Annotated in this window: 14 protein-coding genes and 2 pseudogenes; 7 read left to right on the top strand and 9 right to left on the bottom strand. The window is 58.6% G+C overall.

The window, feature by feature from the left end; translation table 11 throughout:
- The first annotated feature begins 77 nt into the window (after positions 1-77).
- Positions 78-983 carry a hypothetical protein gene (locus XH80_RS00320; RefSeq protein WP_271596875.1) on the top strand — a complete coding sequence of 302 codons (906 nt, stop codon included), beginning with the start codon at positions 78-80 and terminating at the stop codon, positions 981-983.
- A 254-nt stretch (positions 984-1,237) separates the two neighbouring features.
- Positions 1,238-1,639 (top strand): nuclear transport factor 2 family protein, encoded by a 402-nt coding sequence (locus tag XH80_RS00315; RefSeq protein ID WP_271596874.1) that lies wholly within the window; start codon positions 1,238-1,240, stop codon positions 1,637-1,639.
- An 88-nt stretch (positions 1,640-1,727) separates the two neighbouring features.
- Here XH80_RS00315 and XH80_RS00310 read toward each other — a convergent pair whose 3' ends face one another.
- Both XH80_RS00310 and tenA read right to left on the bottom strand, forming a co-directional pair.
- Complete coding sequence (locus XH80_RS00310) at positions 1,728-1,898, bottom strand: hypothetical protein (protein WP_220004600.1); 171 nt, start codon at positions 1,896-1,898, stop codon at positions 1,728-1,730.
- A 79-nt stretch (positions 1,899-1,977) separates the two neighbouring features.
- Positions 1,978-2,667 carry a thiaminase II gene (gene tenA, locus XH80_RS00305; protein ID WP_271596873.1) on the bottom strand — a complete coding sequence of 230 codons (690 nt, stop codon included), beginning with the start codon at positions 2,665-2,667 and terminating at the stop codon, positions 1,978-1,980.
- On the opposite strand from tenA, the gene XH80_RS00300 reads away from it, so the two are divergent.
- The 3 genes from XH80_RS00300 (at position 2,605) to XH80_RS00290 (ending at position 4,917) form a co-directional block, all read left to right on the top strand.
- On the top strand, positions 2,605-3,009 hold the full coding sequence (locus XH80_RS00300; RefSeq protein WP_271596872.1) for a type II toxin-antitoxin system HigB family toxin: 405 nt from the start codon (positions 2,605-2,607) through the stop codon (positions 3,007-3,009). The two genes, tenA and XH80_RS00300, sit on opposite strands and share 63 nt — an antisense overlap.
- Entirely contained in the window at positions 3,009-3,392 is a 384-nt protein-coding gene (locus tag XH80_RS00295; RefSeq protein ID WP_271596871.1) for a helix-turn-helix domain-containing protein, read from the top strand. Before XH80_RS00300 ends, XH80_RS00295 begins: the two co-directional genes overlap by 1 nt.
- Positions 3,393-3,699: 307 nt before the next feature.
- Positions 3,700-4,917 carry a tyrosine-type recombinase/integrase gene (locus XH80_RS00290; protein WP_271596870.1) on the top strand — a complete coding sequence of 406 codons (1,218 nt, stop codon included), beginning with the start codon at positions 3,700-3,702 and terminating at the stop codon, positions 4,915-4,917.
- 512 nt (positions 4,918-5,429) lie between these two features.
- Here XH80_RS00290 and XH80_RS00285 read toward each other — a convergent pair.
- The 5 genes and pseudogenes from XH80_RS00285 to XH80_RS00265 all read right to left on the bottom strand — a co-directional run bounded on the left by XH80_RS00285 (position 5,430) and on the right by XH80_RS00265 (position 10,477).
- Complete coding sequence (locus XH80_RS00285) at positions 5,430-5,657, bottom strand: hypothetical protein (protein ID WP_271596869.1); 228 nt, start codon at positions 5,655-5,657, stop codon at positions 5,430-5,432.
- 23 nt (positions 5,658-5,680) lie between these two features.
- The gene (locus tag XH80_RS00280; protein ID WP_271596868.1) at positions 5,681-5,932 is read right to left on the bottom strand and encodes an ABC transporter substrate-binding protein; all 252 of its coding nucleotides are present in this window, start codon (positions 5,930-5,932) and stop codon (positions 5,681-5,683) included.
- 337 nt (positions 5,933-6,269) lie between these two features.
- Positions 6,270-7,119, bottom strand: a pseudogene (locus XH80_RS00275) (TauD/TfdA dioxygenase family protein).
- Between the two features lie 691 nt (positions 7,120-7,810).
- Complete coding sequence (locus XH80_RS00270) at positions 7,811-8,113, bottom strand: HU family DNA-binding protein (protein WP_271596867.1); 303 nt, start codon at positions 8,111-8,113, stop codon at positions 7,811-7,813.
- A 372-nt stretch (positions 8,114-8,485) separates the two neighbouring features.
- Positions 8,486-10,477 (bottom strand): methyl-accepting chemotaxis protein, encoded by a 1,992-nt coding sequence (locus tag XH80_RS00265; protein ID WP_271596866.1) that lies wholly within the window; start codon positions 10,475-10,477, stop codon positions 8,486-8,488.
- Between the two features lie 516 nt (positions 10,478-10,993).
- On the opposite strand from XH80_RS00265, the gene XH80_RS00260 reads away from it, so the two are divergent.
- Positions 10,994-11,704: a hypothetical protein gene (locus tag XH80_RS00260; RefSeq protein WP_271596865.1), complete on the top strand. Its 711-nt coding sequence runs from the start codon at positions 10,994-10,996 to the stop codon at positions 11,702-11,704.
- Positions 11,705-12,327: 623 nt separating this feature from the next.
- Here XH80_RS00260 and XH80_RS43795 read toward each other — a convergent pair.
- Positions 12,328-12,512 (bottom strand): annotated as a pseudogene (locus XH80_RS43795) (IS1 family transposase); the annotation flags it as partial.
- Between the two features lie 437 nt (positions 12,513-12,949).
- Complete coding sequence (locus tag XH80_RS00255) at positions 12,950-13,792, bottom strand: hypothetical protein (RefSeq protein WP_271596864.1); 843 nt, start codon at positions 13,790-13,792, stop codon at positions 12,950-12,952.
- Positions 13,793-13,935: 143 nt separating this feature from the next.
- On the opposite strand from XH80_RS00255, the gene XH80_RS00250 reads away from it, so the two are divergent.
- Positions 13,936-14,403, top strand: a complete 468-nt coding sequence (locus XH80_RS00250; RefSeq protein WP_271596863.1) for a hypothetical protein — start codon at positions 13,936-13,938, stop codon at positions 14,401-14,403.
- Positions 14,404-14,523: the final 120 nt, after the last annotated feature.

Below are 14,523 nucleotides of genomic sequence, written 5' to 3'. Positions count from 1 at the left end.
ATTGGCTGCATACGCGCGTTGCTGATGGCACGGCGCCCTTGCGCTCGGTCCGATGACTGATCCGAAGGAGACCGATCTTGCGCCTGCCATGGCCGCTTCTGTTCGGATATGCCGTCGTCAACAATTGGTTCGTGACCATACCGCTGGCGCTCGCGTTGGCATTTTCGGCCTGGTATGGCTCGCCCTGGATCGGCGGATTGCGCTTTGTATTGATCGCTTGCGCCGCCTTTCTGACCTTGCCATTTCCCGCGGCCGGCGCCCTCTATCTTTACCAGAGCTACGACGCAACCAAATATTGGCGCACGCTCGAGACCGCCGAGACCATCGCTGATTTGCCTTTGCCGGCCGGCAGCAAAATCCAGTTCGCCGACAAGGCGCATTCCATCGTCGTCTCGATCGAGCTGCCGCACGTGACCGAGATCCTCGGCATGCGGATCACGGGAACGCTCAAGCCGTGGAAGAGACAGGGCAATGACGTCACGCATTGGGGCGGCGATCTGCACGGCTATCAAATCATCGACGGATTGCCGTGCAAAGGTGGGTCCTACGCGAACGACCGGTTCGGCGGCGTTCTGTTCGATAAGGACGGTACGCTTCACCGCTTCACGCTCGGTGCGCCGCACGAGCTGCTCGGGCTGAAGCTGCCGGCCCAGACGACGATCCGACGCGGCAACGACGCGGAGCCCTGGAGCTTTCTTCTCTCGGCGAGCGAAGCCTACATCCCGATGCTGGACACGATGGCCCCGGTCGGAGTCACGTTGGACGTTGCCGGTGATGGGCGGCTGGTGCGCATCCGGTCGGGACACGGCCAGACGATCGTCCTTCGTGGCGTGCCGTTGAACAGCGGGAGCTTCGAAGTGCGGGGCAGGACCGTCGTCTCACAGCTTGCCGAACCATTCGCGGTCGCTGGAGACATGCGACCGGCCGGCACCTGGTTGCGGATCGGTTTGGATACGGGAGAGATCTCGCTCATGAGCGAGTGATGAGATCCGCCGGTGTTCGGGGTGCACGGCTGACGCATCGTTTCGCGCTCTATGGAGAGCGGCGGCGGCCAAGAAGAGATGGGTTTCGCAAGGGCTCACCCCATCCTACGCGCTGCAGGCGCGCAAGGGCGGTGGCAGTGCACGAAATCGCCCGGGAGTTTGGTGCACTGTCAGCCGATCTCGGCAAGCCGGGCATGATTTTGCCTCCGCACGCAAAAGTAGCTACTCTGAGCTGATATCACGGGGAGGCAGATATGGATCGCGAGGCAATGCTCGAAATCATCAGGCACGCTTACGCCGCGCGCGGCAAGGGTGACGTGAACGGCCTGGTAGCAGCTTTTCATCCCGAGGGTTGGTTCAACCTGGTGGGCGACAGCAGCGCGCTGCATCTGACGGGAAGCGTGCAGGGGCACCAGTCGCTGCTCGCGGCTTTCGGTCAATTCATCGCGCATTTCGACTTCCAGAAGCGCGAGATCCTGACCGAGGTGGTCGAGGGAGATCATGCGGCCGTCCGGTCCCGCCTTGTCATTCGACACAATCCAAGTGGAAAGGTCTTCAGCACCGAGGTGCTGGACCTCTTCAAGTTTCAGGATGGCAAGATCGTCGAGCTGATCGAGTACGCGGACACTGCGCTCGTCAAGGCTGTCATCTCCTGACACGCGATGGGCCGGCAGGATCTACCGTCGCAACTTCGTTCCGGGGTGGATGCTTCTTCACCGTCAAACTGGCGCCGCGGAAGCCCAGCTAGGCAGCCCAGTCCATGATCGCGTCAATGAATGTTTTGGCCTGGCGGATCGCATCCAGCCTCGTCGCGCAGACACCGACCGACACTGTCCGGCCCTTCCCCACGGTCCACTTCCAACCATAGGGGTAGCTCATTTCAACGATGGAAAAGCTGACGCCGCGATGTTCCACGGAGGACCTCCGCTGACATGTTGCTATGCGAAAAGGGTACGCCAAATGGCGAATCTGGTCCAGCGGGACAGCTCGGCCATCATGGGCCGAAACCGCTATTCACAGGCTGGCCCGCGCGCCAGGCCATCTCCCAGAAGTCGGCCTCGAGCCGGGTGGCTTCCTTGAAGATCGCGATCAGCTCGGCCTCGCGGGCCGGCGTGGCGTAGAGATCGGCAAGATGCTCCAGATGCGCCCGCGCCTTGGCCGCGACCTCCTGGTACGGCGCGCCGGCGTACTCGGCGATCCAGACGCGATAGGCGTTCGTCGTAGCCTCAGCATCGGGGCGCGAGGCGAGCCGCGTTGCGATCTCCGCGTAGCCGATTACGCAAGGCGCAAGCGCCACCTTGAGCGCCAGCAGATCGCCGCGCATTCCCGCATCGAGCACATAGCGTGTATAGGCCAGCATCTCGGCCGCCGGAGCGGCCTGTTCAAGGTCGACCGGGGACAGAGCCCAATCCGCACAGAGCTTCACATGCAGGTTCATCTCGACATCGAGGATGGCCGACAGGCCGGACGCTGCTTCACGCATGTCGGCAAGCCTGGGCGACTTGTAGACCGCGAGCGCGTAGGCGCGGGCAAACTCGATGAGAAACAGATAATCCTGAACGAGGTAGTGACGGAACGCCGCTTCGGGGAGCGAGCCGTCCGCCAATCCGCTCGTGAAGGGATGCTCGGCGTAGGCCCGCCACTCGGCGGATGCTGCTGTCTTGAGACGCTCGAAGAAGCTCACGATCTCTCCCGCCTGGCTCGCGATGCACGTCGTTGGACCGCTAGCGATAGCGCATTGCGTGGCGGGGAGCTACGGTGTGCTGTCACTGCAATTCTGCGGCCAGATCTCCGTTCAGGCGCGGCAGGCAGGCGAGCCGCCGCCCCCCGGGCATCCAGCGGGGGCTCGCTAGTTTTTTTGACCGGATTTATTGCAGCTCATGAAGTTCGTTGCGAGCTTTCTCGATATGTATTTTCTTTACCCTATCGCCTCATCGCGCACTTTGCGTACCTCCACAAAACCGCGCTCATCAAATTTGTCGGTACGCACAACGACTACGACAAGATAGATGCGGAGACGGTGTGATGATGGATGTTCGACCTCTCCATAACGAGGATGACTACAACTGGGCGATTGGCGAAGTGACTCGTTATTTCGAGGCTCAGCCCGCAATCGGCACGCCCGAGAGCGACAGGTTTGAGGTGCTCGCAACTCTCATCCGAGAGTACGAGGACGCCCACTTCGAAATTCCGCATGTCGATCCAGTGGAGGTCCTGGAATTCGCGATTCAATCCATGGGAAAAACTCAGGCTGGCCTCAGCGAACTCATCGGACGGAATCGCGCGTCTGAGATCCTGAATCGCGTCCGCCCGTTGACGCTCGATATGATCCGCACAATCAGCGCTGAATGGCACATCCCCATTGAGCTGCTCGCCTCCCAGTATGAATTGGCCAAGGCTCAGGCGTAGTCCTTTCTGCCTGGCCACCAGGGGTTTGTGCCGCGCGAGTAGCGACACAAGCTTCAGCTCAACAGCTTCGGAGATACAGCGCTGGTACAGTTGGGTGGGCTCGAACCACCGACCTCCTGTTCCACAGACAGAATAGTGCCTCCGCCGGATTTACGCCTCGCTACGCCGGACCACTAATATCACAACAATTTCAACATGATATCTCGCCGTAGCCACGCTGTCGTTCGCTCCGACTAGCGTTGTTGTGGTAGCTACGTGGTAGCTACGTGGTAGCTACGTCGTAGCTAGGAGCACGAAAGGGTTTCGCATGGCATCGGCAAGTATCACGATCAGAGCTGTGCAGGCGTTGGTCCCAGGGCAAGCGATCTGGGATGCGGGCCATAAGGAAGCGGTGCGGGGCTTTGGCGTGCGGCGCCAGCGCGATCAAGCGACCTACGTCCTCAAGTATCGGTTGTTTGGCCGCCAGCGCTTCTTCACGATCGGTCGGCACGGGTCACCCTGGACGCCAGAGAAGGCGCGCCGGGAAGCCAAGAGATTGCTGGGACTGGTCGCGGACGGGAAGGACCCGGCAGATACTAAAGCGGAGGCCAACCTTCAGGCGGCCGACACACTCCGCAAGATAACCGGCGAATACCTCAGCATCGCGAAGAAGAAGCAGCGGCCCCGGACGTATTCGGAGGTCGAACGCTACTTGCTCGTCGCCTGGAAGCCCCTGCACTCAGTCTCCGTGTTCAAGATTACAAGGCGCCATGTTGCGGCGCGAGTCGCCGATATCGCGGCGCAGCAAGGAGTCGTCTCAGCCGCACGCGCTCGCACCGCCCTATCCACGTTGTTCAATTGGGCCATTCGAGAGGGACTCGATATTCCGGCAAACCCTGTGCTCGGCACCAATCGTCCCGAGCAGCCGAAATCCCGAGAGCGGGTATTGTCCGATACAGAGCTGTCCGAGATTTGGAAGGCATGCGGCGATGACGACCACGGACGTATACTACGCTTGCTGATCCTCACCGCTCAGCGGCGCGACGAAGTCGGCGGCATGAGATGGCCAGAGCTAGATACCGTTGCCGGCCGTTGGACTCTGCCGAGCGCTCGGAGCAAGAACCATCGCGAGCACGTGCTGCCGTTCGTCCCAACTGCCTTGGCTCTGCTACCGCCTCGGCGAAATGATGGCGACTGCGTCTTCGGTAATGGTGCTCGCCGAAAAGGTGGTGAAAATCGAGGTTTCTCCGGCTGGTCCAAATCTAAGGCCGCGCTGGACGCACGCATTCTTTCGGCACGGAGGGGAGTGGACGAGGATGCCAAGCCCCAGCCCCACTGGACCGTGCATGATCTTCGTCGCACGGCCGCAACCATGATGGCGGATCGCTTGGGCGTCCTGCCGCATATCGTTGAAGCGATCTTGAACCACGTGAGCGGCCACCGCGCCGGCGTAGCTGGGGTGTATAATCGGGCCCGTTACGAAGCGGAAATACGAGACGCGCTGGAACGCTGGACTGAACATCTGACTCAGATCACAGCCCTTTGACCCAGGCCTCGATCGGCAGTTTTTGAACGAGCGTCGCGCCGGCCAGACTAGGAAGCGTTTGCTCCATACACCGGCTACATCGTCACGGAGATCACGTTCAGCATCGTCGAGATCACGTTCAGCATCGACATCGCCGACGGGCAGCGGAAATACTTCCGGGTCGACAACTTCTTCCACCAGGAGCCCGGCGTGATCTACACCGGCCTGCCGCCGGACCCGACGGTGTCCATGCGTACGAGATCAGCCCAATGCGAGAACCGGACGTCGCCGATACGTTGCAGGCAAGCCAAATAGACGGCGGCCGCCTTCTCAAAAAGTGCGCTTGAGTGGCATGATGCGTGGGCTGGCCCTCGGGAAGGTAACTCCTCAGGACAAATTGACGGACTTGGCACCTGATGTCGCAGCTCTCATCTGGTGGACCGATCGACCGCACGCCGTCAACTTGACTTGCGGTGGGACATAGGCCGTGCCCTGTGCCAGCTGCTGCAGCCATCAAGAACGCGGCGACTAAGTCAAAGCAAACTCTTCCACACGAACGGCGGGGCCGCAGTCTTGCGCATGTACTCGAATAGCTCCTGCCGAGGCAGTTCAGCGTCGAAATAGCCCTCGCAGAACGAACTTCGATCCTGAAGGCATCCCTGCCTGGTGAAATAGCCGAACAGATCAGTGTCGTTGAAGAGCGCGTGTATTCCGCCGCGCTCCAGCGCCTTGTCACGCAGGATGCCGCTCGGCGTGCTCACCTCGACCTGCCCTGACGCAACGCTTACTCGCCCGTGAAGGGAGGAACCGCGAACAGTGTGACCTGCTTGGCCTCGCTAGCGCTGAGTCCGTTCCGCGCCAGGTATTCGCGAAGAACGAATTCCGGATGGGCGCCCAACGTGTTGACCGCGACCTTCTTGCCGATCAGGTCGCGCGCCGTCTTGATAGGGCTGTTATCCCTGACGTAGTAGCCCTGATAGGTGTTGGCATCCGAGCCGTAGTAGCCGACCACGGCCTTGATAGGTGCCCGCGTCACTATCAGCTTCAGGATCGCGCCGTAGAAGACCGATGTCGATATCACCGGTCACGACGGTCTGGATGTCCTGCGGACCGCGGATGGTGTTGCCGCTTCAGTGGCGCGAGATAGGCGAGTTCGATGAACGTCACCTCCCCGGCCTAGCCCTAGTAGCGAATCTCGATCTTCTCCAGCGGCGGCTCAGCGAAGGCCTGCGCCGCCAGCCCCAAGGTCAACGCGCCTGCGAGCAGAAACTTTGCGACCCGGCGCGCGGCCCCCTGCCGAGCGAAGAAATTTGATCATTGCGTGCACCCTGGTCGTTGTTTCTGATGTGATCCAGATCATGCGGCCTTGCCGCCTACGGCTTCGAGACCTTGATGCGCGTCGCGCTGCGGCGAACATCGACGCTGAGCGGAACATCGCCATCGATAGTAGCCGACGCACGACACGGCGCTGATCGCCGTAGTCATTGACCGCGTAGCGCTGGGTGGCGCGATTGTCCCAGATCGCCACGTCGCCGATATTCCAGCTCCACCGCAACGTATTTTCCGGCACCGTGATATGCGACTGGAACAGGTCGAACAGCTTTTGTCCGTCGAATTTCGAAAGACCGACGAAGCGCTGAACGAAATTGCCGAGCACCAGGTGCGCTCGCCGGTCTCCGAATGGACCCTGACCACCGGATGCTCGGTCTCGAAGATCGTTCCGGTGAACACTTCCTCGAAATGCTTCCTATCCGCCTCGCTCGCGCGGGTCTTCACGGCGTAATCATAGGCATTACTGTGAACCGCCCAGAGCTCGTCCGCGAGCTTGCGCAAGGGTGCCGGCAAATCGAGATAGGCAGCCGAGGTGTTCGACACACGGTATCGCCGCCATAGGGCGGAATCACCACGCCCCGCAGCACCGAGATCTTGGGATAGACATTCACGAACGTGACGTCGGTCTGCCCTTGGTCGCAGCGACGGTCGGATGTGGCACCAGCTTTCCGAGCCTGCCGGCGAACCGCTCCTGTTCGGCGTCGTCCAGATGCTGCTGGTCGCGGAAAAAGATGACCTTGTGCTCGAGCATCACCTGGCTGATCGCGCGGACCACTTCGTCGGGAAGATCCCGCGACGCTTTAAGTTCCTGATCTCGGCTTCGAGCCGGGCCGCGCGCTTGACGATATCCGAGCTGGGGATGACGTTATGGATCGCTCTCATATTGCTCATGATCGTGTTCTCTCAATTGCGATTTTCTAGACAAAGCTCCGCCTTTCACTGGTCGCGCGAGCGACAGGGGAGAGCGAATGGAGGAATTTCTGGCTTCGGCCCTATCGGACCGCGATGCGCTCCGGCGGACAACGAACCAGCCGCCATGCGCGAAGCTCGGTGATATAGCTCTCCGCCGTCACCTCGGCGGAGCATAGCGCGTTCAGGCCGAAATCGGCCGAGACGCCTTGCGCATGACGTAGGTTAGATGTGAACGACCTCGCTTGGACACCGTGGATGGTAAATGCGATCGGGATTCAGTCAATGAAACGAAATCAGCTTTGTTTTTGATGCAAAGCAATGATCGCGTCGCTGACGGCGCAAGCGCTGAAAGATTTGCAATCGTCTCCGCTCAACTCAAGACTTCATGCGCTGCGCGGACGACAAAACCGGACCGAATGATGTCCGAAAAGCACCTGAATCTCTGCAGCGCTTCGTCCACACGCGCGCACTCGTCTGCGATCACCGACGATCGCAAGTTTCATGCGCGCCGGTCACGCAACAAAGCAAAACCATTTTACCGAAAGTTTTGCAAACGTCGACGTAGAGTTTCGTCCAGAGCGCTCCGACATCATCCAATTATTCGCGACCGTGCCAAAGGGGCGTCCGCCGTGTGGCCCGGGTGCAAGGTATTGACGGAGAGCGGGCCTCATCATACCGCTACTGCGTCTTTGGCAACCTTGAGCGGCGACGCTTTAACCGATTTGCTGGCCGGCCTGGCCGCGAACTCCATCGGCTCCTTCGTAAAAGGATTGATGCCGCTGCGGGCTTCCGTAGCGGGTTTGTTCACGACCGACATTTTGACGAACCCGGGAATGACGAACTCGCCGGACTGGTTTAACTCCTTGTAGCCTACCGTCGCCAGCTGCTCGATGGCGGACTTTACGTCAGTCTTGGAAACCCGCGTTCCTTCTGCAATCGCGTCAATTAGCTGGTTCTTGGTCATTTTGGCCATGATAGATTCCTTTGAGGAGCGCAGAAGGAATTAACGCGTGAACGACGCCGATTCCGTCACGTTAGTCGAGCAAGGCAAGACCGCACGAATGCTTGCCGTCCGCGCCGAGATCATCAAGCGAGGGGCTTGAAACCTATCGGAAGTCAAAACAAGGATCAGTTCGTTGTGATTCCGGGCGCTTCCGGACGACGACGGCGGCCATTTGTGTTAGCGCGAGTTGGTGCCCCGGCAGCAATTCGGAAGGCTTCGCAACCTGTCCATGGATGCCCGGCCCGGCTGAGCAGTTACCCCATTCTTCTATCGGGCCCAGGCCACGCATTTTGCTTATTGGCTGTACTGTCAGCGAGGCTTGCGGAACATCTCACCCAAGGATCATGATCGGATCCCCGCGAGAAAATCATCGGCTTCGACTTTGAGACGATGGCTGGTTTGGGCAAGCACGTTGGCAGATGTCAGCACCTGCGACGATGATGCACCTGTGACGGACGCCTTCTGCGCAACCTGCCGGATGCTGCCCGCGACCGCCGTCGACATCGCGGCCGCTCGCTGAATATTCTGGGTAATATCCTTCGTTACCGCGCACTGTTGATCGATCGCAACGGCAACCGCTGATGCGATTTGTGAGATTCTACCAATACTATTTCCGATGTCTGTGATGGCGCTGACCGACTCGAGTGTCGCTGCCTGAATGTCAGAAATTTGCTCTCCAATTTCGACGGTCGCGTTTGCCGTCTGAGTTGCTAACGACTTCACCTCGAGCGCCACAACTGCAAAGCCGCGGCCGGCACCGCCTGCACGCGCAGCTTCAATTGTTGCATTAAGCGCCAGGAGGTTGGTTTGCCTGGCGATCGTTGCAATTAGGTCAACCACGCCACCGACTTTGATTGCAGCGGCCGATAGCTGCTTCATCCGCCGATCCGTTTCTTTAGCCTGCCGCACGGCTCCCTTGGCGATCTCCGTCGATTGCTCGACCTGCCGACCGATCTCAGAAGCGGATGCCATCATCTCTTCCGTTGCGGCAGCAACCAGCTGAACATTGGCTGACGCCTCCTCCGACGCGGAAGCAACGTTATCAGAGATCTCCCGAGTAAGGTGAGCCGTATACGTCAGCTCGCGAGCGGAAGACTCCAGCTCGGTCGATGCCGAAGACATCGTATCGATGACGCCGCTCACGGCGCATTCAAATGTACTGGCCAGCTCTCCAAGCTCCGCCTTGCGCCGCTTCGCGGCCGCGCGATCTTGTTCCTGATTCGCCGCAAGCTCTTCTTGCAGTTTCTCCCTCGATCTGACCTTAAACCCTTCCATGGCTTGAGCCATGTCGCCGATCTCGTCTGAACGGCCAAGACCCGGCAGCGTGACATCGAATTGCCCAGCCGCGAGTTGACGCATTGCTGCGCTCATGCGGGTTATCAGTTTCGCCAGCTTCTGCCCAATAAGCACGGCGACGAAGCCGATTGCGAGAGTGGCTAACCCGATTGTCCAACCCAAAGTCGCTCTGAGGCGCGACGCATGCTCTTCCGCAGAGACAGCGCGAGCGTCCGCGGCTGCGATCGCCTTCAACAGAAGGGGACGATTCCGGCCGTAGATTTGGACGAGATCGTCAACTTGGTCATCCAGCGCCTGTTGCGATACAACAAGCGCCAGAAAGCTCGATCGATAAGAAGCAACAAGCTTCTTCAACTCAACTCTGGATTCCGGAGGAAGCTCTGAGGTAGCGAGCGCGGCCTCGAATTCGGCGACGCGCTTTTCCAGCTCATCACCGTACTTCTCCTCATGACGCAGCATGAAATCCTTTTCGTGCCGTCGCATCATCAACATCAATACCGCCAGGTGTGGCTCGTTGAAATGTGCGAGTCGCGCCTCTGCCTGATGCACGGCTTCGCGGAGCTTACCTTGGAGCCCATCATTCTCCGTAAGCCCGAGCACCCGCTGCGCAGAGACAACGTTGTTGAAACGAGTCGCGTAAAGGTTGATCCCGGCGCGAAGGAACGTCACGTCTCTCAGGGGATCGCCCTCGGGCAATGAAGCGGCCTGCTCCTCTATTTGGCTGAGGTCCGCCAGTGCGTTCTTAATGCCCTGGGCTTGTCGCGCGATCACGGCTTCATCACGCTTGCGCAGGAACTCCAGTGCCAGCTGCTGCGATTCAAGAAAGGCTTCGGAAAGGGATGTCAGGTGGGCGCGAAGATTGGCGCTCTCGCTCACGTCGCTCTGCGCCTTCGCGAGATAATTAAGTCCCGTAACGCAAGTCGCGGCAGTTACAAGCACACTCACGATTCCCAGCAAGCCAATCTGGGTGCGTAGGCTCGGTCGAAGCTGACGAAGAACTGTTGATACCAGCCGTTTCGCGATTTTGGGAGCGGGCATGAGATTTCCAATGAAATTCGAGATCGTTTCGCGAGACCCCTAGTTTGGATTGGTTACATAAGGTTGAACTCGATTGTCATCTGAATCATACATGCACGCACGATCCGAGATGCGCACGCGCTCTGCAGCGTAGCGGATCACAACCGGCGCATAAATTCTGCAGTTTCCTACTTATGCCGCAGGATTCGCGCGCGAACTCCCTGCACAGTTGCGCAAAGCGAATCATGCAGCGAGGCGCTGCGCCGAAAAAAATTTCTGCTCGGTCCTTCGATTGTGACGCCTGCGACGCATCGACCGAATATGAGGATGAAGCCGCGTCGCTCGCTGCCCGAGGGAGGGCTCAATCGCCACTTGAGTTTGTGCGTTGGTCCTTACCTGAAGGGAGTTCGCATTCGACCCTGTTGGAATCACCATGGAAACCGCTACGACGAGGAGTGCGGGCACTGCGGCGCCGGGCTAGTCGAAGATGGGCAGCCCACGTGGTGGCAACATCGCGGCTTCCTTAAGCAGGGCAGGATGGCCCAACAGGTCGACATCGGCGTGATCTGTCTCAATGACTGGATGCCGAACTACGAAGAAAAAAGGAACCGCATTACGTCCTTCAAAGCTGCTTTTCTCTACCAACCCTCGAAAGACGGTAAGTCCGACTATTGGGAATACGGCTATGCGCCGGTCGGAGCCGCGTTTTTTATTCTGGGCTTTCCGCTGGGATTGGCCCTGCGGGGACTCTCCCGATTTGGAAGCGTGGCTCCGGCGCTTCGGAGCCTCTGGTCAATCGCAGGCCAGATGCCGATCTTCTTTGGATTCGGCCACGCGTCACGGGATGTCTGGCTCGCCAGTGGTGCACTTCGGCATAGCACTGATCAATTCTCGAGGCTTACCTGCTCCTTCGCCGCAAGCATTTGTCGAACCATGGCTGATTGGCGTATATGCGGGCCGCCGCGGCTCCTCCCCCGAGGAACAGGAGATGTCACTCGGGAGGGTCTCCTCGCAGGCTGGAAAAAATCTTTATCGGCGGCAAAAGTCCCAAGATCTGGTGGCCCTTGTTCGTGCTCTGGCGGACCGCCGCGATACTCTGGTTCTCGGGGCAGTCCTTCGCGGCTCCTTGTCCTCAGCGAACGAGAGCTTCTCGATATTACTTCGCGCCTGCGTGAGCAGGACGAAGGCGCATTCTTGAGCCTGAACACCGATTTGTCGCGCATCGATCACCCTGTCGCAGGCACGTGATGCACGGTTTGCATGAACTGTGGCGCAAGCGCCGCGGAACGACGCCCTACGTTATACTTTGCGAGGCGATCGAACTGCTTCGCCTCACCCCCAGCGGTACGGGCCGGAGCCCGGATCCCTTCATTTGCATGTTCATTGATTTGTTCAATAGAACTTTGGGTCGCGCGTTAGTTGAAATTAGCGGTGGGCTCTTCAGTTTCGGCTAGAGACTATGGACACATGGTTGTAGAGTCAGTGCTATATCGCCTTTATGGCGCAGGAATCATCTGACAAGAAACCTATCCTCAATTTGTACATCGATGAGACCGGATCTCGACACCCGGACTCGCCGTCTGCGAAAGCGAAGCATGGTTCGATTGGTTCGGGATCGGTGGAATCCTAATCGATCAGGAGCAAGAAGAGACGGCCAAGCAGAAACTTAAGGTATTTCTGGCCAATTGGCCGCAAGTGAGAAAGCCTCTCCATTTCACAGATATGCGTGCTGAAAGACAGGGTTTTGCCAGGCTCGGACAAATTGGGGATGTTGAGCGGCCCGATTTTGGTCCCAATACAAGAACTTCCTTGGAAGCCTCGCCCTCGCCGGCACGGCGTGCATAGTTGATCGGCCCGGGTACACCGCGCGCGGCTACGGCAAGCGAGACCGACACCAAGCCCGCAGGCATCGCAAGGGTAAGGCCCTTGAGCGGCTTGTGCGGCTTGTGCGGCTTGATGAAGTTACGCCAGACGAATAAAGCGAGAGCGCGTGATAGTGGTACTCCACCTTCTTTGAGAAGGCGTTCGTGAGCCGGGTAACGCGGCGCATGGACAAGTGCCCACGAAGTAACGTTGTCGCCAACAGGTCAGTGCGGCCTAATATTCTCGCATTGCCCGAGAACTCGCGTGGTTACCCCCGATCCTGGAACGAATGAGTAACAAGACCCGAACTCTTTCTTTCTATCCGGGTCTTGGGCCAGTTTCCTCAGTTCAGATCTCCTTGCTGGGAGTTGGCTACGCGCCGTCCCTTCGAGGCTGAAGGTTTCGTTTCGCGCCTTCCCCTTGTAGGATTTAGGCACGCACCACCCGACCAGAGCAACGGTATCCGTGGTTTGGACCGCCGGAATCAGCTGATGCTCGATAACGTCATTGCAAGCGTCCCACGATTCAAACTGAGAGGATTGCGTTGACTGAAGCGCCCATGGCCTGTTGTCGCCGAGAGCGGGCGGCGTCACAAAGAACATTACGATCATTAAGAAGGTGTCCATGACGTCATCTTCTACGATTGATGGCCGTTTCGAGATTTACGATCGACTGCTGCAGCCCGAGGATGTCGAGCCGATTTTGAGTAGCAGGTGAGACGCCGGTTCCTGTACTTATGCTTGAATACGGCGTACCGCCCGGGAAGGTCCGAATGGGTCTCCGAGGGGGGTTATCCTCGGCGCTGAACAATATCGCGACAGACTCGTCGACCTTGTACGACCCCATCGCCCCGAGGAAGTCCGTTCCGAACGGTTGATTATAAGTGAACGAGCCGCTTCCGTCCCACGTGACAACGATCTGAGAATTGTAACTCGGTTTGTCGATCTTCGTCAGCTTGCTGATGTGTCCCTCGGCAGCCGCTGCCGTTCGAGATAACCAGTCATAGATACCAAGATTGCGAGCAAGCGCATGATAGCTAGCACTGTCGCGCCTACAAGGTAACGGATAAGTCCTGTCGTCCAGCAGTTGCCCGCTTTTCACGACATAGCTAACGCCTCCGTCAGTGTGCCCTTTCATGTCGTACTCAGCGCCAGGCGCCGCGCCAGCAACCCATGTATTGAAAAAGGGCACGGTCACACTGCTGCTCTTGCCAGTCAGACCGGCTCGGAGACTGACTTCAGAATCAATCTTTGGAGTGACGGAGATGCTGATCGCCCAGGGATGAGCCAAGAAAGAGGGATGATCGCGCTGAGCATCATGCATAGCGAACCGTAGCTCGCAGACGGCGTGAGCCACAATCTCCTGCACCGGCAACATGAAATCACCGGGCATCTTCGGCACTTGTGCACAACCGCCGATTGCTGTCGCAGCACAAAATAATGCCGCCTTGTAAGCGACGTGTGCGCTCGCCATCTCAAAGCCCCCACCCGCATAAATAGTATGGAGGTTCTAGTATCCTGTAAACTAGAATCGTACCTAAGTGCGTTCTCGAATAAGCTATCCCAGGCAGCGAAATGGCGCGGCCTGAAGCAGGGATAATTCCGTTAGGAGAGAGAATGACAAGGTCTGCAGCGGAACATCAGGCGTTGGCTCGCGCATTGCTCGCCGAAACCGAACCAGACGAATTGGAGTTTTTCGGCGAATACGTCAAAGCTGTGGGCCACAAAGGTCAGCGTGGACGACTTGGTCCAGAATGGGGGATTCCAGAACTGGCGAGCGCTGGTCCCGCCGTAGTGGCGATCGGGCTTTATCTTTTCGAACTGCTAAAGTCCTGGGTAGCCGACGTACCGAAGAAGACAGTTGAGGGCTTCCTGGTTGATGGCGCCAAAGAACGGCTGAAGACTTGGCTTGGAGACCCCAAAAAAGCAGAATTGAGTGGTATAGTGACCGCCAAGGGCAAGGCAGAGATCATGGCGATTGTCGGCCGGCTCGTTGTTGAAGCTAAGCTGTCGCCACGTGATGCCCAACGGCTAACCAAGAAAGTCGCGACCCGATTGTTCGGAGATGACACCGGAAAGAAATGACAGTGAGCGCGCCACGATTGTCGATGCGCTACGTGCTGAGAGCCGATACCGAGGCTGGTTCGCGACGATTTTCGTCACGACGATCGCGGTCGTTTACCTAGGCAGCTCTTTTCCGTTTTC

The sequence above is a fragment of the Bradyrhizobium sp. CCBAU 45384 genome (assembly GCF_028128665.1).
Taxonomy (GTDB): Bacteria; Pseudomonadota; Alphaproteobacteria; order Rhizobiales; family Xanthobacteraceae; genus Bradyrhizobium; species Bradyrhizobium manausense.
The sequence above is the reverse complement of the archived record's forward strand: the minus strand, read 5'-3'. Positions and strand labels throughout refer to the sequence as shown.

Coding starts and splice junctions, on each gene's coding strand:
- XH80_RS00255 (WP_271596864.1), bottom strand. CDS start 13,792: ATGGCGAGCGCACACGTCGCTTACAAGGCGGCATTATTTTGTGCTGCG.
- XH80_RS00260 (WP_271596865.1), top strand. CDS start 10,994: ATGGCCCAACAGGTCGACATCGGCGTGATCTGTCTCAATGACTGGATG.
- XH80_RS00270 (WP_271596867.1), bottom strand. CDS start 8,113: ATGGCCAAAATGACCAAGAACCAGCTAATTGACGCGATTGCAGAAGGA.
- XH80_RS00295 (WP_271596871.1), top strand. CDS start 3,009: ATGATGGATGTTCGACCTCTCCATAACGAGGATGACTACAACTGGGCG.
- XH80_RS00250 (WP_271596863.1), top strand. CDS start 13,936: ATGACAAGGTCTGCAGCGGAACATCAGGCGTTGGCTCGCGCATTGCTC.
- XH80_RS00315 (WP_271596874.1), top strand. CDS start 1,238: ATGGATCGCGAGGCAATGCTCGAAATCATCAGGCACGCTTACGCCGCG.
- XH80_RS00300 (WP_271596872.1), top strand. CDS start 2,605: ATGCTCGGCGTAGGCCCGCCACTCGGCGGATGCTGCTGTCTTGAGACG.
- XH80_RS00265 (WP_271596866.1), bottom strand. CDS start 10,477: ATGCCCGCTCCCAAAATCGCGAAACGGCTGGTATCAACAGTTCTTCGT.
- XH80_RS00290 (WP_271596870.1), top strand. CDS start 3,700: ATGGCATCGGCAAGTATCACGATCAGAGCTGTGCAGGCGTTGGTCCCA.